Annotated in this window: 21 protein-coding genes, 2 pseudogenes and 1 riboswitch; of the genes and pseudogenes, 13 read left to right on the top strand and 10 right to left on the bottom strand. The window is 70.2% G+C overall.

Annotated features, from left to right (window positions below):
• Positions 1–17 precede the first annotated feature (17 nt).
• A complete protein-coding gene (locus ACH4S7_RS21025; protein WP_398522728.1) occupies positions 18–1241 on the bottom strand; it encodes an MFS transporter in 1224 nt (407 codons plus the stop codon).
• Positions 1242–1845: 604 nt separating this feature from the next.
• Between ACH4S7_RS21025 and ACH4S7_RS21030 the strand changes: the two genes are divergently transcribed.
• The gene (locus ACH4S7_RS21030) at positions 1846–1983 is read left to right on the top strand and encodes a hypothetical protein (RefSeq protein WP_398522729.1); all 138 of its coding nucleotides are present in this window, start codon (positions 1846–1848) and stop codon (positions 1981–1983) included.
• Between the two features lie 128 nt (positions 1984–2111).
• Here ACH4S7_RS21030 and ACH4S7_RS21035 read toward each other — a convergent pair whose 3' ends face one another.
• From ACH4S7_RS21035 to ACH4S7_RS21045, 3 genes are read right to left on the bottom strand one after another with little or no spacing between them, the layout of a single operon-like run.
• Positions 2112–2681, bottom strand: a complete 570-nt coding sequence (locus ACH4S7_RS21035) for a rhodanese-like domain-containing protein (protein WP_398522730.1) — start codon at positions 2679–2681, stop codon at positions 2112–2114.
• A gap of 35 nt (positions 2682–2716) precedes the next feature.
• Complete coding sequence (locus tag ACH4S7_RS21040) at positions 2717–3460, bottom strand: sulfite exporter TauE/SafE family protein (RefSeq protein ID WP_398522731.1); 744 nt, start codon at positions 3458–3460, stop codon at positions 2717–2719.
• A complete protein-coding gene (locus tag ACH4S7_RS21045; protein WP_398522732.1) occupies positions 3457–4845 on the bottom strand; it encodes a rhodanese-like domain-containing protein in 1389 nt (462 codons plus the stop codon). Before ACH4S7_RS21045 ends, ACH4S7_RS21040 begins: the two co-directional genes overlap by 4 nt.
• A gap of 368 nt (positions 4846–5213) precedes the next feature.
• Between ACH4S7_RS21045 and ACH4S7_RS21050 the strand changes: the two genes are divergently transcribed.
• The 3 genes from ACH4S7_RS21050 to ACH4S7_RS21060 all read left to right on the top strand — a co-directional run bounded on the left by ACH4S7_RS21050 (position 5214) and on the right by ACH4S7_RS21060 (position 11480).
• The gene (locus ACH4S7_RS21050) at positions 5214–5486 is read left to right on the top strand and encodes a metal-sensitive transcriptional regulator (protein WP_398522806.1); all 273 of its coding nucleotides are present in this window, start codon (positions 5214–5216) and stop codon (positions 5484–5486) included.
• A gap of 855 nt (positions 5487–6341) precedes the next feature.
• The gene (locus ACH4S7_RS21055) at positions 6342–9101 is read left to right on the top strand and encodes a hypothetical protein (RefSeq protein WP_398522733.1); all 2760 of its coding nucleotides are present in this window, start codon (positions 6342–6344) and stop codon (positions 9099–9101) included.
• A gap of 930 nt (positions 9102–10031) precedes the next feature.
• Positions 10032–11480, top strand: a complete 1449-nt coding sequence (locus tag ACH4S7_RS21060; protein ID WP_398522734.1) for an amidase — start codon at positions 10032–10034, stop codon at positions 11478–11480.
• Between the two features lie 266 nt (positions 11481–11746).
• Here the strand turns inward: ACH4S7_RS21060 and ACH4S7_RS21065 are convergent, their stop codons facing one another.
• From ACH4S7_RS21065 to ACH4S7_RS21075, 3 genes and pseudogenes are all read right to left on the bottom strand, one after another.
• On the bottom strand, positions 11747–12772 hold the full coding sequence (locus ACH4S7_RS21065; RefSeq protein WP_398522807.1) for a tectonin domain-containing protein: 1026 nt from the start codon (positions 12770–12772) through the stop codon (positions 11747–11749).
• 273 nt (positions 12773–13045) lie between these two features.
• Positions 13046–13225 (bottom strand): annotated as a pseudogene (locus tag ACH4S7_RS21070) (transposase); the annotation flags it as partial.
• 117 nt (positions 13226–13342) lie between these two features.
• A complete protein-coding gene (locus tag ACH4S7_RS21075; RefSeq protein ID WP_398522735.1) occupies positions 13343–13969 on the bottom strand; it encodes a TIGR03086 family metal-binding protein in 627 nt (208 codons plus the stop codon).
• A 103-nt stretch (positions 13970–14072) separates the two neighbouring features.
• Here ACH4S7_RS21075 and ACH4S7_RS21080 point away from each other — a divergent pair.
• A pseudogene (locus ACH4S7_RS21080) lies at positions 14073–14276 on the top strand (GNAT family N-acetyltransferase); the annotation flags it as partial.
• 85 nt (positions 14277–14361) lie between these two features.
• Here ACH4S7_RS21080 and ACH4S7_RS21085 read toward each other — a convergent pair.
• Entirely contained in the window at positions 14362–14835 is a 474-nt protein-coding gene (locus ACH4S7_RS21085; protein WP_398522736.1) for a DUF2000 family protein, read from the bottom strand.
• Between the two features lie 49 nt (positions 14836–14884).
• Here ACH4S7_RS21085 and ACH4S7_RS21090 point away from each other — a divergent pair, with 49 nt between their 5' ends.
• The 3 genes from ACH4S7_RS21090 to ACH4S7_RS21100 all read left to right on the top strand — a co-directional run bounded on the left by ACH4S7_RS21090 (position 14885) and on the right by ACH4S7_RS21100 (position 17623).
• Positions 14885–15691: an AraC family transcriptional regulator gene (locus tag ACH4S7_RS21090; RefSeq protein ID WP_398522737.1), complete on the top strand. Its 807-nt coding sequence runs from the start codon at positions 14885–14887 to the stop codon at positions 15689–15691.
• An 87-nt stretch (positions 15692–15778) separates the two neighbouring features.
• On the top strand, positions 15779–16282 hold the full coding sequence (locus ACH4S7_RS21095) for a YfbM family protein (RefSeq protein WP_398522738.1): 504 nt from the start codon (positions 15779–15781) through the stop codon (positions 16280–16282).
• A 255-nt stretch (positions 16283–16537) separates the two neighbouring features.
• Positions 16538–17623: a hypothetical protein gene (locus ACH4S7_RS21100; RefSeq protein ID WP_398522739.1), complete on the top strand. Its 1086-nt coding sequence runs from the start codon at positions 16538–16540 to the stop codon at positions 17621–17623.
• Positions 17624–17769: 146 nt separating this feature from the next.
• On the opposite strand, the gene ACH4S7_RS21105 is transcribed toward ACH4S7_RS21100, so the two are convergent.
• On the bottom strand, positions 17770–18030 hold the full coding sequence (locus ACH4S7_RS21105; RefSeq protein ID WP_398522740.1) for a hypothetical protein: 261 nt from the start codon (positions 18028–18030) through the stop codon (positions 17770–17772).
• 241 nt (positions 18031–18271) lie between these two features.
• Positions 18272–18335, top strand: a riboswitch (guanidine-III (ykkC-III) riboswitch).
• A gap of 17 nt (positions 18336–18352) precedes the next feature.
• Between ACH4S7_RS21105 and ACH4S7_RS21110 the strand changes: the two genes are divergently transcribed.
• Complete coding sequence (locus tag ACH4S7_RS21110; protein ID WP_398522741.1) at positions 18353–18667, top strand: DMT family transporter; 315 nt, start codon at positions 18353–18355, stop codon at positions 18665–18667.
• Positions 18667–19035, top strand: coding sequence for a DMT family transporter (locus ACH4S7_RS21115; RefSeq protein WP_398522742.1), 369 nt, complete (start codon positions 18667–18669; stop codon positions 19033–19035). Before ACH4S7_RS21110 ends, ACH4S7_RS21115 begins: the two co-directional genes overlap by 1 nt.
• Before the next feature lie 254 nt (positions 19036–19289).
• Here the strand turns inward: ACH4S7_RS21115 and ACH4S7_RS21120 are convergent, their stop codons facing one another.
• A complete protein-coding gene (locus tag ACH4S7_RS21120) occupies positions 19290–20462 on the bottom strand; it encodes a S8 family peptidase (protein WP_398522743.1) in 1173 nt (390 codons plus the stop codon).
• Between the two features lie 364 nt (positions 20463–20826).
• Here ACH4S7_RS21120 and ACH4S7_RS21125 point away from each other — a divergent pair, with 364 nt between their 5' ends.
• The 3 genes from ACH4S7_RS21125 to ACH4S7_RS21135 all read left to right on the top strand — a co-directional run bounded on the left by ACH4S7_RS21125 (position 20827) and on the right by ACH4S7_RS21135 (position 23853).
• Complete coding sequence (locus ACH4S7_RS21125) at positions 20827–21786, top strand: LuxR C-terminal-related transcriptional regulator (protein ID WP_398522744.1); 960 nt, start codon at positions 20827–20829, stop codon at positions 21784–21786.
• A 679-nt stretch (positions 21787–22465) separates the two neighbouring features.
• Complete coding sequence (locus ACH4S7_RS21130; RefSeq protein WP_398522745.1) at positions 22466–23089, top strand: maleylpyruvate isomerase family mycothiol-dependent enzyme; 624 nt, start codon at positions 22466–22468, stop codon at positions 23087–23089.
• 467 nt (positions 23090–23556) lie between these two features.
• Entirely contained in the window at positions 23557–23853 is a 297-nt protein-coding gene (locus tag ACH4S7_RS21135; RefSeq protein WP_398522746.1) for a tetratricopeptide repeat protein, read from the top strand.
• The last annotated feature ends 13 nt before the right edge of the window (positions 23854–23866 follow it).

The following is a 23866-nucleotide window of genomic DNA, read 5'->3' on the forward strand; positions in this document are numbered from 1 at the left end:
CTTCAGGCAGAGGCGTCTCACGACTGCCGTACGGTCGAGGGCTCCCTGGTCGGCTCATCGGAGCGCAGGCGGAGTCGGGCGATTGTGGCCACGACACTGAGGACGGCGATGGCGGCGCCGAGAACCGCCATGGCGCCTTGCACCGTCAGAACGGGGACGAGCAGACCGGCGACGATGGTGGGCACTCCCAGCGCGAGGTGGGAGATGCTGTAGATCACGCCCATCACGGCCGCCCGCTCGGCGGGAACGGTGTAGGGCATGAGTGTGCGCAGGGCTCCCATGAACGATGTCCCGAAGCCGGAACCGACGATGGCCACGGTCGCCAGATACGCAGGGAACGAGTGGGCGGCGAGGGCTCCCAGACTCAGCACCGTACCGATGGCCAGCGCGGATGTTCCGTAGACGGTGATGACACGCGAGGAGCGGCGGGAGACGAGCTGGGAGGCGAGGATGCCGGAGACGGCCAGGGTGAGGATGACGGCACCCGCCTGCGTGTGCGTGACGGCGTCGAACTCGCTCTTGACGAGCCCGGCACCCAGCGCGAGGAACAGTCCGTTGGTCGCCGAGCCCGCGACGATGGCAGGCGCGGCCACCAGGAACACGCCGCGCAGACGGGGCGAGATGCGGAATCGCGGACGCACCGGTCCGCCGGAGGTGGGTTTCTTCCCCGCACTCTCCGGAACGAACCACACGAGCACGGCGGTCAGGGCGGACAGGCCGGTCAGCGTTCCGAACACCGCCCCCATCGGGTTCGCCGTGACATCGAGCAAGAGCGCCGCCGTCATGGCCCCGGCCCCGAGGCCCATCATGGGGGCGATGGTGTTCCACAGCCCCGCACGTCCCGGTCGATGCGGAGGTTCGAAGTCGACCATGACCGCCGAGAGAGCGGGTATGAGCAGGCCGGCGGCGACACCTTGGAGTGAGCGGGCGACCAACAGCAGGGCGAGGTCTCCGGAGCTCCAGAAGAGGACCAGGCTCGCCGCGAGCAGCAGAGCGCCGACGGTGATCACCGGGCGGCGCCCCTTGGCGTCCGACAGTGGCCCCATGAACAGCAGTGTCGCGAGCATGGTGAAGGCGTAGACCGCGAACACGGCGGTCGTCGCGACCGGGGGCAGGGACAGGTGTTCAGCGAGCAGGGGATAGAAGAGGGACGGTGCGCTGGCAGAGGCCATCGTCAGGATGATCCCGCCGATGGCGAGGCCGAATCCCCGACGATCGGCGGTGCGGGCAGGTGTGCGCATGAAAGGTGTCGCTCCCAAGGGGATGGCCGGGTGCGGGGCAGGCCCACGGATGGGTTCGATCGGTTCTGGCCTGTGCCGGACGAGCAAGGGCGTCGGGGGGTACCGCTGCTCCCCCGGCTGCGGGCCATGGCCTCGTACGGACTGACACCCCCGCCCGGGAGGACCGAAGGATCATCGGTCGCTACCGCAGCGGCTCCCCCTGGCATGACCTGAACCCACAGATGCCGCGTCTGGCAGTGCGACGTGGCCTTTTCTCGTCGTCGAGCCACTCCATGGCCGGTTGCCGACCACCACGCCAGCATACCCCCTTGGGGTATGCGTTCGGGGTGAAGTCTCGGCGACCTTGGTGGGCCGGTGGGCCGGATCAGGACAGGGGGTGACCCCTATGGGTCCTACGGTCGGTCCGGATCTTCCTCTCCACCCGGTACGAAGTCGATCCGCGGCGCATCGGCGTGCTCGGTGTCTGCGCCGGGGGCGGCTACGTCCCGTTCGCGGCGGCGACCGATCACCGCATCGAGGCGGTGGCGACCGTCACCGCGGCGGACATCGGCGCCCTGTTCTGCGAGGGGCTGGGGGTGGCCAGGACGAGAAGGTCCTGCGCGACATGCTCGACGCGTTCGAACCCTCCATCGGCCTGGTGCTCCGGCCCGAGATCGCCGCCCTGACCGTGTCCGGATCCAGCCTCATCGTCGCGGTCAACGCCCTCACCCTCAAACGCCTCCGCCTCACTGACTCCGGCTGAACCTCTCGGCAGGTGGGTGCGGGGTACGGGTGCTGACGGCGCACGCCGCAGCCCCGCGACGGCCCCTGGTTGACGGGCCCGGGGCACGGGTCAGCGCCCGCAGGGCGGCCGGCTACCGCATCGCGGGCTCAGTTCCGCCGCAGGGCCGCGAGGGTGGCGTCCAGATCGGTGCGGCTGGTGCGGTTGTAGGGGAGCTTTCCGAGGAGGGCGGCCATGGCACAGGTGTTGGAGAGGGCGGAGTACACGAGTCCGGCGGCGATTCCCGCGGAGAACAGTTGGAAGGCGGGGTGGATGAGGAGGCCGAGGAGCAGGCCGAGGAGGACGAGAGAGCCCGCGGTGAGGCGGACCTGACGGTCCATGGCCCACCTGGGCCGGGTGGCCACCGCGGGCCGGTGCAGTTCGCCGCCGGCGCCGGCCCAGGCAGCGGTCCCGCCCTCCAGGGTGGCGGCGGTGATGCCGTTGCGGGACAGCACCGTGCAGGCGCTCTCTGAGCGCGCCCCGGAGGCGCAGACCATGAGGAGCTCACCACGGTCGGCGACCTCGCGCAGGGCGGGCAGGGCCTGGTCAAGTTCGTCGAGGGGGATGTTGTGGGCGCTGGGCAGGTGACCCGCGGCGTATTCACCCGGGGTGCGGACGTCGACGACGGTCAGGGTGTGCAGCCGCTCATGGGCCATGCTGATGGTGAGGGTGGTGTTCATGACGGGGTCATGCCTTTCGGTTCGGTGGGACAAGGTCAGATGAGGCTGTCGAGGAGCATGAAGGCGGCCACGGCGAGCAGGACGAGGGCGAAGACACGGCGCAGTCGGTCATCGGAGACCTTCGCGGCGAGGCGTTGGCCGTCCCAGGCACCGAGGATCGCGGCCCCGGCGAAAGGCGCGATGACGGCCCAGTCAAGACCGTCAGCGGTGCCGGTACGGGTGGCGAGCGCCGCGACCGAGTTGCTGACGACGACCAGGAGGCCGGTGCCGACGGCGGCCTTCATCCGCAGTCCGACCACGCCGGTCAGGGCGGGGACCGCGAGGAATCCCCCGCCGACGCCGAGGACGCCGGTGACCGCGCCGAGCCCGGCCCCGGCGCCTGCCGCACGCGCCGGCCGCACGGGTCGGTCCTGCGCCGGGCGGTGAGGGCTGAGCATCCGCCAGGCCGCGAGGGCGGCGACCACGGAGAACGCCACGGTCAGCGCGGAGCCGGGCAGGCGTCCGGCCGCGATCCCGCCGAGCAGGGCGGGGCCGACGCCCGCAGCGGCAAACAGCAGCCCGGCGCGCCAACGCACATGACCGTCCCTGGCATGGGCGAACAGCGAGACGAGCGAGGTCACAGCCACGATGATCAGACTGGCGGTGGTGGCGGCGGCGGGGCTGAAGCCGAGCAGGTAGATCAGCGCGGGAACGGCCAGAACGCCGCCGCCCCCGCCAAGGCTGCCCAGGGCGAGCCCCACCACCGCCCCGGCGATCAGGGCAAGGACCAGCACACTCATATGCCGGCGGTACGGACGGTCAGGCCCGCGGCGACTGCGCGGTCGAAGCCGTCGTCGACGGCGACCACATCACGGCCGGCCGCGTCGAGCAGCGAGGCCGCGATCGCGGCCCGCATCCCACCAGCACAGTGCACCCAGACGGTCCCGTCGGGGACCTCGTCGATCCGTCGGTGCAGCGCGTGGACCGGAATGTGGACCGAGCCCTCGATGTATCCGCCCGCGCGCTCGGAGTCGCGGCGCACGTCCAGGACCACCGGCGGCGCCGACGCCGCGCGAAATTCCCCGGCCAGCTCGGCGAAGGCCGCCCGGCGGAAGGATGCGGGGGCCTCACCGGGGCGCAGCCAGTCGGCCGGGCCGCCCGTGGCCGCGGCGGCGGGCCGGTCGATGCCGACCCGTACCAGCTCGCGCTGTGCATCGGCGAGCTGCCGGGGCGACTCGGCGAGCAGGGTGACGGGCTTGCCCCAGGGGATCATCCACGCGAGGTAGGTGGCGATCTTGCCGTCGGCTTCGAAGTTGAACGATCCCGCGACGTGCCCCGCGGCGAAGGCGACCCGATTGCGCAGGTCGACGACCCACTCCCCGGCCGCGAGCCGGGCGGCGATGTCTTCCGCGTCGGCACGGGCCGGTGCGGTCAGGTCGACCGGGTCCGGGCCCGCGGTGTTGGCCGGACCCATGTGTGCGTAGTACGCGGGCACGTCCTCCAGCCCCGCCAGTAGGCCGGCGACGAAGGTGTCGACGTCCTGGGCCAGGGCCGCGTTGACCGTCCTCTCCCGGCCGATGGTGCTCGTATCGCCCCCGGCCTGCCCGGACGAGCAGAAGCTGCCGAATCCATGGGTGGGCAGCACCGACGCACTGTCGGGCAGCTCGGCGGCGAGGCGCCGCGCGGAGGCGTGCTGGGCGCGGGCGAGCTGCTCGGTGAGTCGGGGTTCGACCAGGTCAGGGCGGCCCACGCCCCCGATAAGGAGGGAACCGCCGGTGAATGCGGCGACCGGGGAGCCAGCCTCCTGGAGGACGTACGCGGTGTGGTGGGGGGTGTGTCCTGGCGTGGCCAGAGCCCGCAGGCTGACACCGTCGTCACCACCGTCACCGTCGATGTCGATCACATCTCCGTCGTGGACCGGGACACGGGCGAAGGAGACCTGCGCGGCGGCCGGCACGAGATAGGCGGCGCCGGTCACACGGGCCAGCTCCAGGCCACCGGTCACGTAGTCGTTGTGGATGTGCGTCTCCACGACATGGGTGATGCGCACTCCTCGGCGGGCGGCCGCTGCGATCACCTGGTCGATGTCGCGCGGCGGGTCCACCGCCACCGCTGTCCGGACGCCTCCGGCCAGGTAATGCCGGTTTCCCAGGCCCTCGATCTCGATGGTGTCGACGAAGAACACGTGTCGCTCACATCCTCAATTGGTTACCCCCCGGGGTATTAATCCGACGGTAACAGATTACCCCCCGGGGTATACTGAGGGGGTAAATCGGCCCGATCATCCGGAATCGGAGGGGCAGAGCATGGGATACGACCGCATCACTGGGGGCCGCGCCGGACTCTCGCCCGTGGCGTGGCCGCCACGCGGGAAGCGTGCACCACGGTGGGCCTCGGCGTGCTCACCGAGATCGCAATGACCACGCCCCGCGGAGGCCCGCTCACTGGCGAAGCCACCCGCAGGCCGGACCACACCCTTACCGCCCTCGCCAAGGAGCCCAACGGATGAACGCGCCCGAGCCCGCCCAGCAGACCACCCCCGGGGTACCGGCCATGAGCCCTGCGGACGAAGCCGCTGCCCGCGCCGTGCTGAATCGCCTGCGCCGGGCGCAGGGGCAGTTGACGGCAGTGATCACCATGGTCGAGGAGGGTCGCGACTGCCGTGATGTCGTGACCCAACTGGCCGCCGTCAGTCGCGCGCTGGACCGCGCAGGCTTCAAAATCATCGCCACCCGGATGCGCGATTGCATGACCACCCGGGAAGAAGGCGGCGAGCCCAAGCTGGACGAGGAGCAGCTAGAGAAGCTCTTCCTCACCCTGGCCTGACCGGTCAGGTCAGGTCAGGTCAGGTCAGGTCAGGTCAGGTCAGGTCAGGTCAGGTCAGGTCAGGTCAGGTCAACGAGTACAGGTCGTGGACAGGCGCGGCAATCCGGCTGCATCGGTCGTCTCACCACCGGTCATGGTGGCGCGGTCGCCGGCTCCGACCGCTGACCGTCCCCAGCCGGTCGGCGCGTCCCTGTAGGTGTACGTGCTGACCTTCGCTCCGGTGTCGTCGCCGGCCGCGAGCACCTCCACATCAGGGGTACCACGTGGAGCGGAACCACGGGACCTCAGAGGCGCACGCCCATCGTCCGTCGCAGCAAGAAGGTCCCGGCCTCCATCAGGAGGCCGGGACCTTGGTCGAGCGCTGGGCAGGTCTTGCACCTGCATCCCCCCACAGGAAGTGGGGTGTCTTTCCTTGGACCACCAACGCCGGTCCCACAGCCGGGAATTACGGCCGCGAGCACAAGATCAATATACCGCAGGAATCCTGCCCCGGCACCCCCGGGACGACCGCACCCGGCACCCGGCACCCGGCAGCACACACCGGCACCACGACGGACCGACCGGGGCACGGAACCTGACGACGGAGCGCCCCGTCGGCTCCTAGGAGCTCGGGCAGCGGCGTCATATCGCGGTCAGGGAGGCCCTGGCCCGCCGCGCGGGCATCGGACCGCCGCCTCTGACCAGGCCCCTCGATCACGGGGTCGGCCCCATGACTCCCGTCAGTTTCCTGTCAGATTCCTGTCAGATTCGCTGAACCGAACAACCGGTTACGGCGCGTCACCATCTCCTCGATGCGAGGGCACCCCGGGGATTCCTGGAGCGCTGAAGCACAGCCAACGACGAGGAGACATCACCGTGAGACAGGTCTCACGCGCGCTGACGGCCGCCCTGGCGGTCGCGGCGCTGACGGCGGGTGCGCCAGGATCGGCACACGCCCAGCCGACCCCACAGTCCATACTCGGCGCGCTACCGGGCGCCACTGGGGAGCGGTTGCCCAAGGGATGGTGGGTCGAGGGCGGGGAGTTGGTCTGGAGTTCGCCCGAGCCCGTGGGCCTGGGCAGTGCACGGGTCGAGTTCCGCTCGGGAGAACGGACCCTCGGTGTCCCGACGGCCTCCGCCGATCACCGCACCTTCCGCCTCGGCCTCAACGGGGTGCGGATCGGGCCGGTGAGCGAACTCCAGGTGGTCGCCGGTGAGCGGCGGCTGGACGCGGCAGGGGCTGACCGGGCGCCCGGTCAGCGGCGAGCGCCGGTCCCGGCGGCGCCCCAGGCCCCGCTCCCCGCCAACCCGGTCGATCCCGGTGTCGCGGGCAAGTACCGCGTCACCAGCGGTGAGTACGCGCTGAAGTCGATCAAACTGCCGGGCTACCAGCATCCCGTGGAGATGCGCGCCACGGTCGTCGGGCCGACGGACGCGCCGGGCAAACGACCCCTGGCGCTCTTCCTGCACGGTCGCAGCGCCACCTGCTACAAGCCCGGCAAGAACAGCGCGAGCATCGAGTGGCCGTGCAAGCCGGGCCATAAGACACTCCCGAGCTACCGCGGCTATCTGCACGACCAGAAGCGCCTGGCGTCCCAGGGCTATGTGACCGTCTCCATCTCCGCGAACGGCATCAACGCGCAGGACTATCGCGCGGCCGACTCCGGGGCGCAGGCCCGATCCTCGCTGGTGCGCCAGCACCTCGCGCGCTGGGCGGCATGGGGCGCGAACCCCGCGAAGGCCCCCAAGGCCGTGCGCGCGACGGAGCCCGCCGACCTCTCGAAGGTGCTGCTCGTCGGCCACTCCCGCGGCGGCGAGGGCGTCAACCGGGCGGCTCTCGACAGCCTCTCCCCGCCGCCCGCGGAGGACGGCTACCAAACTCCGGTGAGCTGGCGGATCCGCGGGACCGTTCTGATCGGCCCCACCCTCTTCGGCCAGAACCCCACGCCCGATGTGCCCTCCATGACGATCCTGCCGGGCTGCGACGGCGACGTGGGCAACCTCCAGGGCCAGCTCTACCTCGACGGCACCCGGGGCATCGGCCGGGGCACCGCACTGCACAGCGCGGTCTACGTGGTCGGCGCCAACCACAACTACTTCAACACCGAGTGGACGCCCGGCCAGGCCGAGGGTCCGGCCGCCGACGACGTCTGGGACGACAAGGATCCGGTCTGTTCGGCGGGGGCCAAGCTCCGGCTGAGCGCCAAACAGCAGCAGACGGCGGGAACCACCTATATCGCCGCCGCCGCACGGCTGTTCCTCGCGGGCGACGACCGGATCCGCCCGCTCATCGACGGGACCGGCCGGCGCGCGCCGTCCGCCGGACCCGCCCGGGTGTTGACCCACGCCATCGGCGGCAACCGCACCGCGGCGATCCTGCCCGACGCCCCGCTCTCGGTGACCAACGGGCGCGTGTGCCAGCAGGTCACGGAGGACACCACCCGGGCGTGCATGACCGAATCCGAGCCCGGTCGTTCGCCGCACTTCGCGTCCTGGGGCTTCGTCGGCAGCGAGCCGGGCCGCAACGCGATCACGGCCAACTGGAAGAAGCCCGGCACCCCGGTGAAGCTGACGCCGAAGAGCGCCTTCTCGCTGGCGGGCTCCGACGCGCTCGCCCTGCGAGTGATCGTCCCGCCCAACACCCGGGGCACCCGGGTCGACGTGGCCCTCACCGACACCTCCGGCAAGCGGGTCGGCCTCGGTCAGGTCACCGTCGACGGCCTTCCCGGCAGCGACGTGACGGCCGCGCACTGGGCAAGGGAGATCCGCGTCCCACTGAAGGCCGCCGCCAAGGCCGGCCTCGACCTGAAACGCGCCCAGTCGCTGGAACTCATCCCGCGCAGCGACTCCGGCAAGCTCTGGCTGATGGACGCCTGGGGCTGGCGACCCGGCACTCCGGCGGTACGCCCCGTGCCGCTCCCGCGCGTCGACATCGGCCGGCTGACGGTCAAGGAGGAGGACTCCGGTACCCGTACCTACCGGGTGCCCGTCCAGGTCACCGGCGAGGGCACCGGCGTGATCAAGCTCGCCGCCCTCGCCCCGGGGACCGGCGAGTCCACGGTCCGTACCGTGTCAGTGAAGTCCGGCGGCTCCGTGCAGGTACCGATCACCGTCAAGGGCAACTCCCGCTTCGACTACGACCTCAGCCACGAAATCGCGGTCAAGGCCGTGCGCGGCGCGGCGGTCGGCAGCGCCGTCGGGGGCGTCCTCGTCGAGAACGACGACCCCATGCCCACGATCACCGTGGCCCCGGTCACCGACTCGATCACCGAAGGGAGGAAGCTCACTTGGAGGGTCGAGCTCTCCCAGCCCGCCGACACCGGCATCAACATGTCGTTCGCCTTCCTACCGGTGTCCGGGGGCACGGAGCTGTCCACGAAGGACGTCGCCCCGGAGTGGCTCGCCGACCTCGGCCTGCCTGCCGACCCGGAGCGCGCTCTGTCCACGGACGCCGCCCTCATGTGGCTCTGGTTGCCCGCGGGCGAGACGAGCACTGAAGTGTCCGTGCCCACAGTGACCGACACACTGACCGAACCGGACGAGTCCCTGCGGATGCGGATGTCGTACCTCAAGGAGTACGAGTGGGTGGAGGGCCCGCTCCTGACGGGGAAGGTCACCGACGCTCCGCGACGCTGACGCCCGGGACCCGCGTCCCGTGCTGACGATCCACGGGCGCACCAACTGAACGATGGGCACCGGCCCCCGCCCCGGGGCCGGTGCCCCTGGGCATGAGGAGGCCGGCTCGGGGGCCGCGGAGGCCGTACGGGAGGTCTACTGGCGGAACGGAGACTCCCGACTTCCGGCCGCTGAACCGCGATGCGCGGGGCTCCGGGACCGCGATGGTCTCGGAGCCCCGCGCGTTGCGGGCGGGCTCGGCCCGTGGGGTCGTCAGTCCGCTGACCGACCAGGCCCCAGGACCAGCGGGGGCCTCCGCTAGCGGTCGGTCGTGTTCAGGCCGTCCCGCCCCGGACAGTGGCGTCGTGACATCACGGGCCGTTCCCGCCCCACGAGCGGTGACGGGGCGTCCATGGCCTCCTTGGCTTCACCAGTGGCGATCCTGGACGGGCTGACACCCTGGCGGCCGGTCACAACCTGCAGGCATCGGCTGCGAGCGGGACACTGCCATCACTGTCTCAACGCCGCCCTGGAGCTCAGGTGTTGTCGAAGGGCACGTCAACCGGATCAGGATGCTCAAGCACCAACTGTTCGGCCGAGCAGGATGCACGCTGGTGTGGAAGAGGGTGCTGCTGGCCCGAGCCGAGGTCGACTTGCGGCGGTCGAGGCGCTCGGCCCCGGGGCGAGATCCTCCAACCCATCACCCAGCGAGCCCCTTTCGCGGAGAGCGGCAGGGCTGCCGGGACTCATTTCTCGTGAACATTCCCGAGCCCGTAGACCTCTGGTCGCTGCCCGGCGTACCGGGCGAAGTGAGGCCGGAGAGTGAGAATAACCACACCCCGACATGGTCCCCCACGTCCGCTAAAGTCGCATTGGATCCGCCCTGAGCTGGGGTTTTGCGTCGCCCACAGAGATGTGAGTGCCGCGGGTCAAGCTTTACTGGAGGTTCGCATGACCGATCTGGCATTTCGCTCAGCAGGCCAGCTCGCTGCCGCCGTCGCGGCGAAGGAGGTATCGAGCGTCGAGTTGCTCGACCACTACCTCGCCCGGGTGGAACAACTCGATCCGAAGGTGAACGCCATTGTCGCCCGGGACGAAGAGGGTGCGAGGGCCGCAGCGCTGGAGGCCGACCGCACGGTCTCGCGCGGCGAACCGCTCGGCCGTCTGCACGGCGTCCCTGTGACGATCAAGGACAGTCTCGAAGTTGCGGGCATGCGAACCACCGGGGGTTCGGCTCGCTGGGGGGAACATGTCTCGACGAGCGATGCCGAGTCGGTCGCCCGCCTCAAGAACGCGGGAGCGATCGTGTTCGGCAAGTCCAACATGCCGCCGGACGCCCGGGACTGGCAGACCTACAACGAGGTCTACGGGACCACGAACAATCCGTGGGATCCGACCCGCGGACCTGGCGGTTCGTCCGGAGGGTCCGCCGCGGCGCTCGCCGCTGGGCTGACCGGCCTGGAGCTCGGCGGCGACTCGGCAGGCTCGATTCGGGTGCCTGCCCACTTCTGCGGCGTCTACGGGCTGCGCACGTCGTTCGGGATCGTGCCGCGGTACGGGAGCGTCTCGGGACATGCTCCTGGGACGCTGGCGGATTTCGATATGGCGGTGCTCGGCCCGCTCGGCAGGCACGCCGATGACCTCGACCTGGGTCTCGACATCCTCGCCGGAGCGGACCACGACCGCGCCCCGGCTTGGCGGTTGGAGCTGCCCGCCGCCAGGTCGACCACCCTGCGGGGTTTTCGGGTCGCCGCATGGCTGGAAGACCCGTTCTGCCCCGTCGACAGCGAGCTGGCCGCGATCATGCGGACGACGCTGGAAGCGGTGCGAGCCGAAGGCGCCGTCGTGATCGAGGGCAAGGGACCGGTCGGGCTCGAAGAAACGATGGCCCTCTATGAGCCGTTGCTGATGGCGCAGAGCGGGCTGGTCGAGTCGGACGAGTCGTACGCCGGGCTCGTGGACTTCGCCGCCGCTGAAGGGACCGCGGGCGGATTCGCGTCGGACCTGACGGTCAGCTTCCGTGAGTGGCACGCGCTCGACGAACGTCGGCAGCACTCCCGGCGCCGCTGGTCCGAGTTCTTCCGCGACGTCGACGTGCTCCTCTGCCCGGTGACCCCCACGGCTGCCTTCCCCCACGACCAGCAGCCCGATCCCACCTGGTCGGTCCGGACACTGCAGGTCGACGGCGCCGACCGGCCGTATCGCGACATGCTCACGTGGATGGCGCCGTCGGCGGTCAACCATCTGCCCGCGGCGGTGGCACCCGTCGGGACGACCCGGGACGGGCTTCCGGTCGGTATCCAGGTGATCGCGCCCTACCTGCACGACCGCACCGCGGTCCAGTTCGTGCGGCGCCTTGCGGAGGTGATCGGCGGATTCCGCCGACCGCCGGGGTTCTGAGCTACGCCACCGGGCTCTGCCGGCCCGCGGCGTAGCGGCGGCGAACCGGACACCGTGTTCTCGTCGTAAGCGGAACGCTTCCCGGCCCGGCCTGTGCCGACACGTACGTCGAGGGGTCGCGGTCGTAGGGGGCCCGCGGGCCTCCCGGGCCGCCGCTGGCGGCGCGGACACCCCACCGGGAGCTGACAGACACGCCATGGGCCCCGGACCGATTGGTCCGGGGCCCATGGCTGTTTACTGTCGCATACGGTCGCGACCGGTCCTGATCAGCTACGGAACTCCCCGTAGGTCTGTACCCAGGGCGTCCAGGCGCCGCCCGGCCAGCCCTGGGAGCGGTGGTGGGCGCGGCCGGAGGCATCGATGCCGAGCAAATCGATCCGGCCGTCGGTATTCGTCTCGGCAGCGATCTGGGTGAGCGAGCCGTCGAGTTGCGTCCAGGCGCCCCAGCCGCCGCCCGGGGTGGTCTGCGAGCGGGTCCACAGCTCGTTGGTCCCGCTGGTGCCGAAGACATGGAGCCGGCCCCCGCCGTCGCGGGTGGCGGCGATCGAGAGCAGCGCGGCGCCCATGGGCGTCCAGGCCGACCAGCCGCCGCCGGTTTGCCAGCGGTGGTACACCTCGCCGGTGCTGTCCAGGCCGAAGAGTTCGATCCGGCCGTCCGCGTTGCTGTCGGCGGCGATCCGGGTCAGACTCCCACCGAGCGGGCTCCAGTTGGTCCAGGTCTCACCGCCGGGGGCGACCTGCGTCCGGGTCGTCACACCGATGCCGCCGATGCCGGTGGCGAAGTGGTGGAGCCGTCCGTCACCGGCGCGGGCGACCGCCATGGACGACACCTGGCCGTCCGACTGGAGCCAGCCCGACCAGGCCCCGCCAGGCGCGGTCTGCCAGCGGCGCTGGGGCTGGCCCGCGATGTTTCCGCCCAGTACCTCGATCCGGCCGTCGGCGTTGGTCTCGGCGGAGACGCTGTGGATCCGCTTGTCGAAGTAGGTCCAGTCGGTCAGCGGGCCGCCGGGGTAGTTCTGGGTCCCGGTCTGGATCCATCCGTTCCGGCTGATGCCGAAGAAGCGGAGCCGTCCGTCCGCGCCCCGGGCGATGGCGACCGATGAGCCGGAAACGGGGTCGGTCCGGGTCAGGGGCGGTTCCGGTGCGGCGTCCGACGCCGGTGCGGCGGTGGCCGTACCACCGAGGAGGGGGGTGAGGAGGAGGAGCCCGAGGGCGGTGGTGAGGGCGGCGAGCCGGGTGGCCCCGCCGTGTCTGTCGAGTCTCCGCGGAGTCCGGTGCGGTTGGCGCAACATGAGTGCCCTGCTTTCCGGTCTGCGGGACCCCCGGCCGGGGGTGCTGACGGCGGGGCCCCGGTCGGGGGTACGTCCGGTGGGGATGATGGCACGGGTGGGCCGGCGGTGCCGCGGGGTGGCCGCGGGCATCGCGAAGGACCCACCCGGAGAGCGTGACCGGGTCGTGGCCCCTCTGTCGAGGGGGAGATCCCGCCACGGGCTGGTCCGTTCCCTTGGGCGACCGATCGGTAGGTCGCCGGCGGCGTGGGCGGGCGGGGCGGTGAAGACCCTCTCCCAGGCCCGGTCGGCGGCCCACTTCTGCAGGCGGTGGTGGGCGGTCTTTCCTAGGCCGGAGCGCTCGGGCAGAGCCGTCCGCGGCGTCCCGGTGCGGTACTTGAACGCGATCGCGTCGATCACCTGCCGGTGATCACGCCACCGCCGTCCCCGCTTCGGCAGCAGTGCCGCGATCCCCACCTTCCGTTGGTTCTCGAAGTCCGGCCGGGTGTCAGAGCCGCCGCATGGAGTCCTGGGAACGGGGCCGGTACCAGGAGTACCGGTGAACAGCAGCCTCCCCGGTCCGCGCGGGGGTGGTCACGGCCCGACCGGGGTCCAGTCGGGAGCTCGACCGCTGAGGCCGATGACGCGGTCGAGCAGCGGCGCGTCCGCCTGGACCGGGACGGCCGGGCCGAAGTTCGTGCCGCGGATCGGGTCGTCGTCCCCGGCCGCCGCCAGCAGTCCGTGCGACACCCGCAGGCTCGCCTCTGGCAGGCCGTACGGCTGTCCGGTGGCCCGGGCGAGATCCCAGCCGTGGACGACCAGTTCGTTCAGGGCGATCTGCCCCGCGATCTGGGCGGGCAGGGTGACGCCCCCGGCGCGGGTCATGCCCTCCCAGGCGTCCGGACCGGCCCAGACCGTCGCCAGCTCCCCGAGCCGCTCCGGCAGCACCGTCCGCCAGTCGTCATCCAGTACCGGCAGGGCGCTGTCCGGTGGGGTGTCCGTGGTGGGCCCGAGATTCTTCAGCGCGGCGTCCCGGAAGGCCGCCGCCAGCCCGGTCAGATGCCCGAGCAGCTCCCGCACCGTGTAGTCCGGGCAGGGCGTCGGCTCCCCGAGCTGCCCGTCCGCCACCCCGTCGAGCAGACGGGTCACGGCGTCGGCGGCGGGCCGGAGGTCGGGCTGGGGGCGCGGGGGGTCCGACGGGTTCTGTACGGTCGATTCCATGCGTCTATGACTTCCCGGCCGGGAAAACTCATCACCGAACGTCCGTCCGTATGGTCCGTTCGGAGGTAAGCCTGACGCCTGTCCGGTTCGCCGGGGCCCGGGGTCGCTGACCTACTTCCAGTGCATGTGGACCGCGCTGACGGCCGCTGACCCCCACCGCACGCGCCTCTACCTCGCCCACCACGAGGGCGAAGTGCTTGCCGCAGCGACGATGCTGACCGTCGGTCAGCACGTCGGGTACTCCTACGGCGCCTCCACCAACCGAAAGCGCGAGGTCCAGCCGAACGACGCGATCCAGTGGCGGATGCCTCGACCTCTCTCTGTCCCGCCGCTGATGCACCGCCCCGGACCAGAGCCGGTACCGATGACGGAGTCGGGTACAGCGAGATCTCTCAGGGGTGCATGCGCGCGCCCTTGAGGACCTTGTCCACCGCGTTGCGCGGCCCGTACGTGGCCATGCCGACCAGATCGAGCTGGTCCTTACCCACGGCCCGTACCGCTGCCCGGTTGTCCCGGTCATTGCCCGTACGGAACAGGTCCGACGTGAAGACGGCCCTCGGCAGCGATCGGGACAGCGCACGAGCGTGCGCGGCGGTCAGGGTTTCCTTGGTCCCTTCGAAGACCAGCACGGGCTGGCGGAACATCGGCAGGTACGGGGTGTCGTCGGCGTCCGCGTACGGCTCGCCGATCACCTCGGGTGCCAGCGTACCGAGCCCGCTGACCAGGAAGGCCGTCACGTTCAGCCGCTGCCAGGGCTCAAGGTCGTCGCGCAGCAGGACAGCGATCTTGCTGTCGAAGCGGACAGGCCCGCTCGTGCTCCCCGCGTCGGTGTGGTTCATGTCCGTGTCCGTGGTATCGGTTTTCATGCCTTGAGACTCCACGGTGCGTACCTCGTCCGTCTTGTACATTCTTTGCGTGACACCCCGGCAGGAGATCTCCGCTTGGCGCCCGTCGGTCGCGGGTGTCGTGGAGGTGTTCCACGCCCACTTCACCGAGCACGTGTATCCCATGCACGTCCACGACGCGTGGACCCTACTGATCGTCGACGACGGTGCGGTCCGCTACGACCTCGACCGCCACCAGCGCGGCACTCCGGGTGACACCGTGAGCCTGCTCCCGCCGCACGTTCCGCACAACGGCTCACCTGCCGGCCCTCAGGGTTTCCGCAAGCGCGTGCTCTACCTCGACATGACGCAGTTGGACGAGAGCCTCATCGGACCGGCGGTGGACGGCCCGGACCTCAACGATCCCGTCCTGCGCCGACGTGTGGGACAACTGCACACGGCCCTCGCCCACCGGGGCGACGAGTTCGAGGCGGAGAGCCGTCTGGCCCTTATCGGCGAGCGTTTGGGCGAGCACCTGCGTCCCAGACTGACCGCCGCCGAGACGACGTCACCCGCCCGCGGCGTCGCGCAGAGCCTGCGCGACCTCCTCGATGAGCGGCTACTCGGAGGCATCGCCCTGCACGAGGCCGCGCGCCTGCTCCACGCACACCCGACACATCTCGTACGCGCCTTCAGCGGCGCCTTCGGCATCGCCCCACACCAGTACCTGACGTCCCGCCGCGTCGACCTGGCCCGTCGTCTCCTGCTCGACGGTCAACCGCCTGGCGAAGTGGCGGGCGCGGCAGGCTTCTACGACCAGTCCCATCTCACCCGGCACTTCAAGCGGGTTGTGGGCATCACCCCGGGCAGGTACGCCCGTACGGCGACCGCCAGGTGACAACACCCCTGGCGTTGCGGGATGGCGTGGGTGATCCAGGTGGTGAACGCCCGGGGCGTTGTCAGTGGTGGACCCTATGATCCGGCCATGAGCATGATCGGAGAATACGCCCGCCTCACCCCCGCTGAGCTGGATCGAGCGGTCCAGGATCCGGACTGGGGCTGGGAGTTCGTCGAGGAGCAGTTGGCCGCGGGGCAGGACGACGGCACACCCGTCCGCGGGAGCCGGCTGCACAGCACCGGGAAGATGTGGCACGCGCTGGAGTATCTGCTGAGGCTCAGGGGCGTTGAGGTGAACGTGGTGCACGGCGAGGAGGAGATCCCCGGCGCGGAGGAGTGGGGGTACGGGCCGCCCCGGACCATAAGCCCGGAGCGGGTGGAGGTCGCCGTCCGAGCCATGGCGGCGATCACGCCGGAGGGACTCATCGAGGGAGTCGCCCTGGCCGAGCTGGCGGAGGCGGGGATCTATCCCTACGCGGACGCCGAACCGGGTGAGCGGCTGGACGACGTGGCGGTCGCGTACCAGGATCTCGCCGCCTTCTTCAGGACGGCGGCCCGTCTCCGGCACGGTCTGCTGGTCTGGATCGCCTGACCGGCAGAGACCGGCCGCCCTCCGAACGGCCATGTCGAAAGGCCGGGCAGGACTTGGCTCCTGGATGCCCGGGGAGCTCCTGGCCGTCGCCCTGTCGAGGCCGCTTCCCACCCATCACCCGCCGAGCGGTTCGTGTATTCCGGTGGTGCCGACAGGTGATCGCTACGATCAAGCAATCGTCGCAGCAAGGGAGTTCTCCGGGTCGGTACCCCGGCCCAGGGCCCATCCCCCTTCATGACAAGGAGCACTGACCCTATGAAGGCACGGACCAGATGGTGGCGCACCACCGTGACGGCAGTCCTCGCGTTGGCGTTGATACCGCTGTGGAACACACCGGCGGGTGCGACCGGCACCGCGGCCACCGGCAGCTCGGCCGCGGTCACCAACACCCGAGTGACCCTGGGTACCGACACCGCGGTTTATGACGACACCCCCGCGGTGCACGTGCTCCAACAGACGTTGACGATGGCCGCAGGGGAGAAACGGCACCTGCGCGGCCGGGTCGAGACCACGAACTCGGGCACGGGCAACGTCGGCAAGACCATATACATCTTCTGCAATGACGCATCCGGGAACCCGGCCAGCGTGGAGGCAGCCTCGGCCCGCAACCACGAGGGCTACGACACCACGAGCTACGCCACCCCGGGCCGTCTCCCGCTCTACACCGATCTGCTGTTCACCGCACCGGCCGCGGGCACCTACACCTGCATCCTCAAGGTCTGGGCCTACACCACCCTGCCCGGCAGCCTCTATCTGACGGCCAAGGCAGGCAGCACCTGGCTTCAGTCCAGCGACAGCGACCGGCCCGGCGCCCACTGGTGGCAGAACCCCAACTGCGCGAGCAACGCCACCACCGGTACCTGCACCTACGTCGGGAACGCCCCCACCAATACGGACAGTTGGGTCTTCTACGACGACGGCACGCCCGTCCACCAGTGGCAGGCCCACCCCGACGCCATCAGCGTCTCCGCCCAGGCCAACCTCGGCCTCACCACCTGCTACACGAAGACCAAATCCTGCCTTTCCGGCATGTGGAGCGGCCCCAAGGGGCCCGGAGCGGTCGTCGACACCCGATTCGAACTCATCCAGCTCAACACCACCGGCCACACCTGCGTCACCCATAACGACGCAGCTACCCGCACCATCAGCGATGACGCCCACCACACCGCCGCCTACTACGCCCTGAACAACATCCCCATAGAAGCCTCCTGCGGCACCCGCACCTTTGTCATGCGCATCTACGTCAAACACGTCTCCGGGCAGACCGTGAAGATCGACGGCGCCCAGAGCAACGGCCTCACCCCCCTCACCAGCGGCATCGCCTTCAACAACTTCGTCTGACCAGCACCGCAGGCCGGCAAGGGGCCCACCCGCACTGCCACCACCTCCGGGCCCCCCGCCGGCCTGGCGCATCACACGGTGATGGCGGCAGACGACGCTTGAGCCGATCGCGCGGATCGCCTCGTCATATCCACGGTGTCGACTGGTCACGTTCGCTTGCGGCCCTGGGCGTCACAGGGCAGTCCGTCCGTGCCGTACGTCGCCTGGAATGCGCGAGTGGCTTGGGCTTCGGTCTCCGCGATCGCGGTGGGCTGCACCCGGACCAGGCCGGTGAAAGGACGTTCCACATCGCGGATCATCAGCAGGGCTCCGGTCAGCAGTGCGGTGATCACCAGCAGTGCCACGAGCTGAGGTCGGTTGCCGGTGCGCGGCAGGCACAGTCCCAGCGCGATGATGGTGATGAGCACAGCCCCGAACCTGGCAGACACCCGCCCGCCCCCCACGGAGCGCAGACGGTCACCGGCGGTTCACCGATCCAGCCCAACGCGCGCACGGTGCGCACTGCACCCATCACCGGGAGTGGCGAGTGCATCGGAAGGAGATCGCCGTCACAGCGCAGACGCCGGGGGCGAGGGCACCGCGATCAGGGGTACGGAGCCTCTCCGCGAGCGAGCGGCGAGAACGCTGATCCGTTGTGCTATAAAAGTATTGAGGCCCTGGTAGGGCCTGCGGACGACGGATCAGTACCCGCTCAGCGACAAGACTGGCCATTGGGAGGTCAGTTCCGCCATGGCGTGGTTCATTCTCGTCGTATCAGGAGTGCTGGAGGCCGTCTGGGCCACAGCACTATCAGCATCAAAGAACTTCAAGCGCCCCATCCCGACCGTCGTCTTCGGGGTAGCCCTCACAGCAAGCATGACGGGCCTGGCATTCGCCATGAAGAGCCTGCCCACGGGGACTGCCTACGCCGTCTGGGTCGGTATCGGAGCGGTGCTCACCGCCGTCTGGGCCATGGTGACCGGCCAGGAGCGCGCCTCCACCGGCCGCGTGATCCTTCTGTTGGGTCTCGTCGGTTGTGTCGTCGGACTGAAGGCGGTCAGCTAATGCCTTGGGCGATTCTTCTCATCAGTGCCGTGTTCGAGGCCGTCTGGGCCACCGCCCTCGGTCAGTCCGACGGGCTGAGCAAAACCGTTCCCACCGTCGTCTTCTTCATCGGGCTGGCGCTCAGCATGGCCGGTCTCGGCTATGCGATGATCCGGATTCCGATCAGTGTGGCCTACTCGGTCTGGATCGGCATCGGGGCGGCCCTGACGGTCATCTACGCCATGCTCACAGGCGAGGAGCCCACGTCCGCACTCAAGGTCGTGTTCCTCGGCGGGATCATCCTGTGCGTCATCGGCCTGAAGTTCGTCAAGACCAAGCCGGGGCCGAAGGCCGAGCACCAACTGCCGGAGGCACCGAACCCGCGGTGACCGTCGTGGCCGCCGTCGGATTCGAAGCCGGCTGGACAGTGCCTTAGGCATAAGCCGGCCGCTCTCGGCGAAGCCGCGCACCGGAAAGCCTGCCGGGCCGCCCTCACGGGTCAGCCCGGCAGGCTTTCCGATTTTTCCCCGAGCGCGGGCACGCACTCGCCCCGGCGGCCTGCGGCATGCTTCAGCCCCGTACGGCCGCATGGGTACGGAGAGGCACCGCGTCCGAGGCCGCTCCGTACCGCGAGGAAGTCGAATCAGAGAGTGGACTTGAACAGCAGCCGGTTCGGGGTGCCGCTGACATTGCCCCGGATCGCGTTGGCGGTGCTGTTGTTGATGATCCAGTTGTTCACCGTGGGGCTGGAGGCGTCTCCGTAGGTCGCCTTGTAGAGCGCCGCCACACCCGCCACGTGCGGTGCGGCCATCGACGTACCACTCATGGTGGTGGTTCCGCCGCCGGAACGGGTCGAGAGGATGTTCGCGCCGGGACCGTAGAGGTCGACGCACTGCCCGAAGTTGCTGAAGCCGGCCTTGTTGTCGCCGGAGTCGGAAGCGGCGATCGAGAGGGCGCCGGCCGCGCTCGCCGGGGAGTAGCCACAGGCGTCCCGGTTGTTGTTGCCCGCCGCGACCGTGGTGTGGACACCGGAGCCGGCGAGGGCGGTGGCCGCGTTGTTGAGGGCGGCCGAGTAGCCGCCGCCGAGGGACGCGTTGGCGACCGCGGGCTTGACGGCGTTCTGCCGGACCCAGTCGAACCCGGCGATGATGGCGGAGAACGAGCCAGAGCCCTGGCAGTCGAGCACCCGCACACCGCGCAGCTGAACGCCCTTGGCCACACCGTACGTCGTGCCGCCCACCGTGCCCGCGACATGCGTACCGTGACCGTTGCAGTCCGCGCCGTTACCGCCGAAGGCGTCGAAGACATTGCGGGCACGGCCGCCGAAGTCGGGGTGGCTGGCGTAGATGCCCGAGTCGATGATGTACGCGGTGACACCGGAGCCGTTGCGGGTGTAGGTGTACGAGGTGTTGCGTCCGCTGCGCTGGTCTATTCGGTCCAGGCCCCAGGGAGCGTTGTTCTGCGTCGCGGTGGGGGTGGCCTTCTGGTCCTCCTCGATGGAGGCGACCCGGGAGTCGGCGCGCAGCTCCTTGAGTCGGGCCGGGGTCAGATCGGCCGCGAAGCCATTGAGGACCGCGTCGTACACGTAGTCGGTTCGCACCGACTTCGACTCGGCGAACGCGGCCGGATCGGTCCCCTTCTTCAGGGTGACGATGTACTGACCCTTGATCTCGTCGGCGGCCGGGGCGTCGGCGACCTTGAGCAGCGGGGTGGACTCCGGTGCGGGGGCGGCGGATCCGGTGGAGGGGAGCAGCGCCAGCGGGACGGCGAGGCCGAGGGCGCCGATGGCGAGGGTACCGAAGTGGGTTCTGCGCATGAGGGTGCTGTCACCTTTCGTGGTCCGGCCGTACGGTGTCGGCGGCCGGTGTGGGGGAAGCGCGTTCCTGCCGCAGGGGGTACGGGGAACGGCGCGAGGTGCACAGTGCGCGCGGTGACGAGGAGTGCCGAACCGGGGCACCCGCCCTCGACGACAGGACGGTCGGTATGCCCCGGTTCCGGATGGCTGCGGGCGGGATCGCCGCTCGCGATGACCTCCGTGTCGGCCGGGCGTGGCGACAACATAGCCGGGCCGACCGGGAGTTGACCACGGCCGAAACGGGCGTGACCGATTACGGCCACTGGGGCCTACGCGTCGGTAGGGACCATGGTCAATGCGGTCGGCCAGGCTCTAAGGTCGGGTCATGCCTGCCGAGGATCCGTACGGGGACGACGCCGGCCCCGAGCGGGTCGAGGCCGCGGCGGGGGCCGCGTACCGGGAGCTGGGCGGCGCCGGGGAGGCCCTGGACGAGCTGCCCGGCGAGGTACGGGAGTGGCTCGCTGTGCGTCGGCTGGTCGACGGTGACCGACGGCACGTCAACTCTCCCGAACGCGCCCTCCACGAGCTGGTCGCCGATCAGCGCCGCGGGCTCGGCGAGCTGCACCGGGGACTGGAAGCACTCCATGACGTCCTCCGACTGATGCCCGGCCTGAGGCCGACCGGTCGCGAGGTGGTGGAGGCCGAGTTCTTCGCCGAACGGGCCCGACTGAAGGAGCGGATGGACGATCTGGACACACTGTGCCGGGCCGAGATCCTCGGAATGCGTGGTAGCTTCCCCGACCCCGAGTCGCTGGAGAAGAGCCTGGGCGAGGATCTGGTCATGCTCGCACGGGGCGTGGAGATCCGATTGCTCGTTTCGACCCGCGCAGCACGTCTTCCCGGGGCCGCGCGCTATGTCTCCCGGATGCACGAGCAGGGCGCGCGGATACGGTTGGCCCCGGCCGTCCCCCTCCACCTCAATGTGGTCGACCGCGCCGTGACCGTTCTCTCGCTCGGCCCCGCCGAGGGCCGCGCCGAGCCCGCTGAGGACGTCGTCCTGCACAGCCCCCGGCTCGCCTCGTGCTTCGCCCTGGTCTTCGAGCACCACTGGAGCACCGGTCTGCACTACGGGGCCGACCCCGCCGAGGAGTGGACCCCGAGGGAGCGCGAGGTGCTCGCCCTCCTCGCCGCCGGCGCCAAGGACGAGGCGATCGCCCGCCGCCTCGGCTGCTCCGAACGCACCCTTCGCCGCATCCTGGCCGACCTGGTGGCCCGTCTGGGGGCGGAGAGCCGCTTCGCGGCAGGGGTGCGCGCGGCCAGGCTCGGGCTGCTGGACGGCCCCTGAGCTCGTCTCCTACCGGTCCGGAGCCGACGGCTGGTTCCCCTCGGCTGATGCTCTCGGACGTTTCATGGTGGTGTCTGCGGCACGGCGACGGTGTCCGACAGGTCTTCCTGGCGAAGGATCCGCTGCGATTCGCCCAGTGCGGCGGGCTCCGTGTCGTGCCACGCGAAGAAGTCCCGGCCTCCTGAAGGAGACCGGGACCCGATGTGAGCGCTGGGCAGGCCTTGCACCTGCATCCCCCCACAGGAAGTGGGGTGCCTTTCCTTGGACCACCAACGCCGGCCTCACCACCGGGAAACCCGGCCGCGAGCACAAGATCAATATATCGCAGGAATCCCCTACCCGTCTCCCCGCACGACCGGCCGACCGCTCTCTCTCCGTGTATTCGGGGAGTCCCACGTCCGTGGGGCGGTCGTGCCGTGAGCGACGAGCCCGTTCCCCCCGCGCGCCGCTCCCCCGGGCGCGGCCACGTCGGTACGCTGACGTCGACCGTCAACCGTTGACTCCGCTCGTGAACACGTCAGCCGGGTGCGGTGACGGAAGGGTGCTCTGCGCGGCCACGGCACCCGCGAACCGCACCTCGGCCGGCCGCTCCCGCAGGCGGCGGTTCCGGAGCGATGATTTCCCACCACGTCACGGGTCTCTACGGCTGACACTGTGTTCGAGTGAAGGTGGAGACGTGATGAACGATGTCTGGCCGCTGGTACACGCGGAACGCGCGGCGCTGATCGATGACCTCGCGCGCCTCGATGACGGTCAGTGGGAGACACCGTCTCTGTGTACGGGATGGACCGTGCACGATGTGGTCGCCCATCTGATCGACACGGCCCGGACGACCCGCATCGGTTTTGTGGCCGGCCTCGTCCGGGCGGGGTTCGACTTCGACCGTCAGAACGCGCGCGGGGTGGAGCATGAGCGCGGTGGCTCCCCTCGGGAGACGCTGGAACGGCTCCGCCTGGTGACCCTGCGGACGTCGACCCCGCCGGCGCCCGTCGACAGCAGAATCGTCGAGGAGGTCGTCCACGGCGAGGACATCCGCCGACCCCTGGGACTCACCCGCTCCTACCCGCAGGAGGCCGTTGTCCGATCGCTCCGCCTGCAGGTTCGTACCCCGGCGTCCTTCGGTGGGGCCAAGGAGCTGACGTCTCGTGTCCGGTTGACGGCAACGGACGTCGACCTGTCCGTCGGTGACGGTCCGGAAGTGGCCGGTACCGCGCTTTCCCTGCTTCTGGCCGTCTCACGGAGACGAGTCGCGCTGGGCGAGCTGGACGGGCCGGGAGTTCCCACGCTGACCACGGCCCTGTGAGGATCTGGTCTCATGACGCTCAGCGCCGGGTCAACCACTCGCCGATGCGGCGGGGGCGTCCTGCCCGATGTCGCGAAGTCGGCGGCGTCCCGGCGCGGGCTCACCTACCGCAGCCGGTGCCGGCCCGGAATCCATGCCCGGCTCGGGGCGTCCCTACCGGGGGTGGGAGCGCCGGAGGTCGCCGGGTTCGGGCCGGGCGTGGGCCGCCCAAGCCCTCACCGAGGGAACGGACCTGGTGCTCTGGGTCACCGCGACCGACGGCCAGCAGGTCGTCACCCCGTACGCACGTGCCGCGGCCCTCGTCCAGGCTCCGCGTGTGAACGGCCGACGCACTCCTGGCCATCTGGCCCGCAACCGACCAGGCCGAGCGGGAAATCGCCGCCGTCCTGCGCGCCAACGCCAATACCCTGTACCGCTACACCGGCGACCGTCTCTGGCACCCCAAACGGCACGGCGTACCGCATCGGGTGGGTCACAGCCTCAAGGACGCGGGTCTCTACACGGTCGCCATCGCCCACTGGCTGGACGTCGCCACCCGCAGCGAACACCTCTTCGGGACCAAGCACCCCGACACCCTCATCACCCGCCTCAACCTCGCCCTCTCCTACTGGCGGGCGGGTCGCACCCAGGAAGCCATCACCCTCCAGGAACAGGTGCTCGCCGACTGCGAACGCATCCTCGGACCGGACCATCCCGACACGGCATCGGCCGATCGGGCGCTCGTCATCTGGAGAGCGGAACCCGATTCGGTTGCTGAGGTGTAGACGGAGGGGTAAT

The sequence above is a fragment of the Streptomyces sp. NPDC020965 genome (genome assembly GCF_044333555.1).
Taxonomy (GTDB): Bacteria; Actinomycetota; Actinomycetes; order Streptomycetales; family Streptomycetaceae; genus Streptomyces.

Excerpts from the sequence above, each read along its gene's own strand:
- ACH4S7_RS21095 (WP_398522738.1), top strand. The coding sequence starts at position 15,779 with ATGAGCATGATCGGAGAATACGCCCGCCTCACCCCCGCTGAGCTGGAT.
- ACH4S7_RS21025 (WP_398522728.1), bottom strand. The coding sequence starts at position 1,241 with ATGCGCACACCTGCCCGCACCGCCGATCGTCGGGGATTCGGCCTCGCC.
- ACH4S7_RS21085 (WP_398522736.1), bottom strand. The coding sequence starts at position 14,835 with ATGAAAACCGATACCACGGACACGGACATGAACCACACCGACGCGGGG.
- ACH4S7_RS21115 (WP_398522742.1), top strand. The coding sequence starts at position 18,667 with ATGCCTTGGGCGATTCTTCTCATCAGTGCCGTGTTCGAGGCCGTCTGG.
- ACH4S7_RS21125 (WP_398522744.1), top strand. The coding sequence starts at position 20,827 with ATGCCTGCCGAGGATCCGTACGGGGACGACGCCGGCCCCGAGCGGGTC.
- ACH4S7_RS21050 (WP_398522806.1), top strand. The coding sequence starts at position 5,214 with ATGAGCCCTGCGGACGAAGCCGCTGCCCGCGCCGTGCTGAATCGCCTG.
- ACH4S7_RS21040 (WP_398522731.1), bottom strand. The coding sequence starts at position 3,460 with ATGAGTGTGCTGGTCCTTGCCCTGATCGCCGGGGCGGTGGTGGGGCTC.
- ACH4S7_RS21060 (WP_398522734.1), top strand. The coding sequence starts at position 10,032 with ATGACCGATCTGGCATTTCGCTCAGCAGGCCAGCTCGCTGCCGCCGTC.
- ACH4S7_RS21100 (WP_398522739.1), top strand. The coding sequence starts at position 16,538 with ATGAAGGCACGGACCAGATGGTGGCGCACCACCGTGACGGCAGTCCTC.
- ACH4S7_RS21075 (WP_398522735.1), bottom strand. The coding sequence starts at position 13,969 with ATGGAATCGACCGTACAGAACCCGTCGGACCCCCCGCGCCCCCAGCCC.
- ACH4S7_RS21035 (WP_398522730.1), bottom strand. The coding sequence starts at position 2,681 with ATGAACACCACCCTCACCATCAGCATGGCCCATGAGCGGCTGCACACC.
- ACH4S7_RS21120 (WP_398522743.1), bottom strand. The coding sequence starts at position 20,462 with ATGCGCAGAACCCACTTCGGTACCCTCGCCATCGGCGCCCTCGGCCTC.
- ACH4S7_RS21130 (WP_398522745.1), top strand. The coding sequence starts at position 22,466 with ATGAACGATGTCTGGCCGCTGGTACACGCGGAACGCGCGGCGCTGATC.
- ACH4S7_RS21110 (WP_398522741.1), top strand. The coding sequence starts at position 18,353 with ATGGCGTGGTTCATTCTCGTCGTATCAGGAGTGCTGGAGGCCGTCTGG.
- ACH4S7_RS21030 (WP_398522729.1), top strand. The coding sequence starts at position 1,846 with ATGCTCGACGCGTTCGAACCCTCCATCGGCCTGGTGCTCCGGCCCGAG.
- ACH4S7_RS21065 (WP_398522807.1), bottom strand. The coding sequence starts at position 12,772 with ATGTTGCGCCAACCGCACCGGACTCCGCGGAGACTCGACAGACACGGC.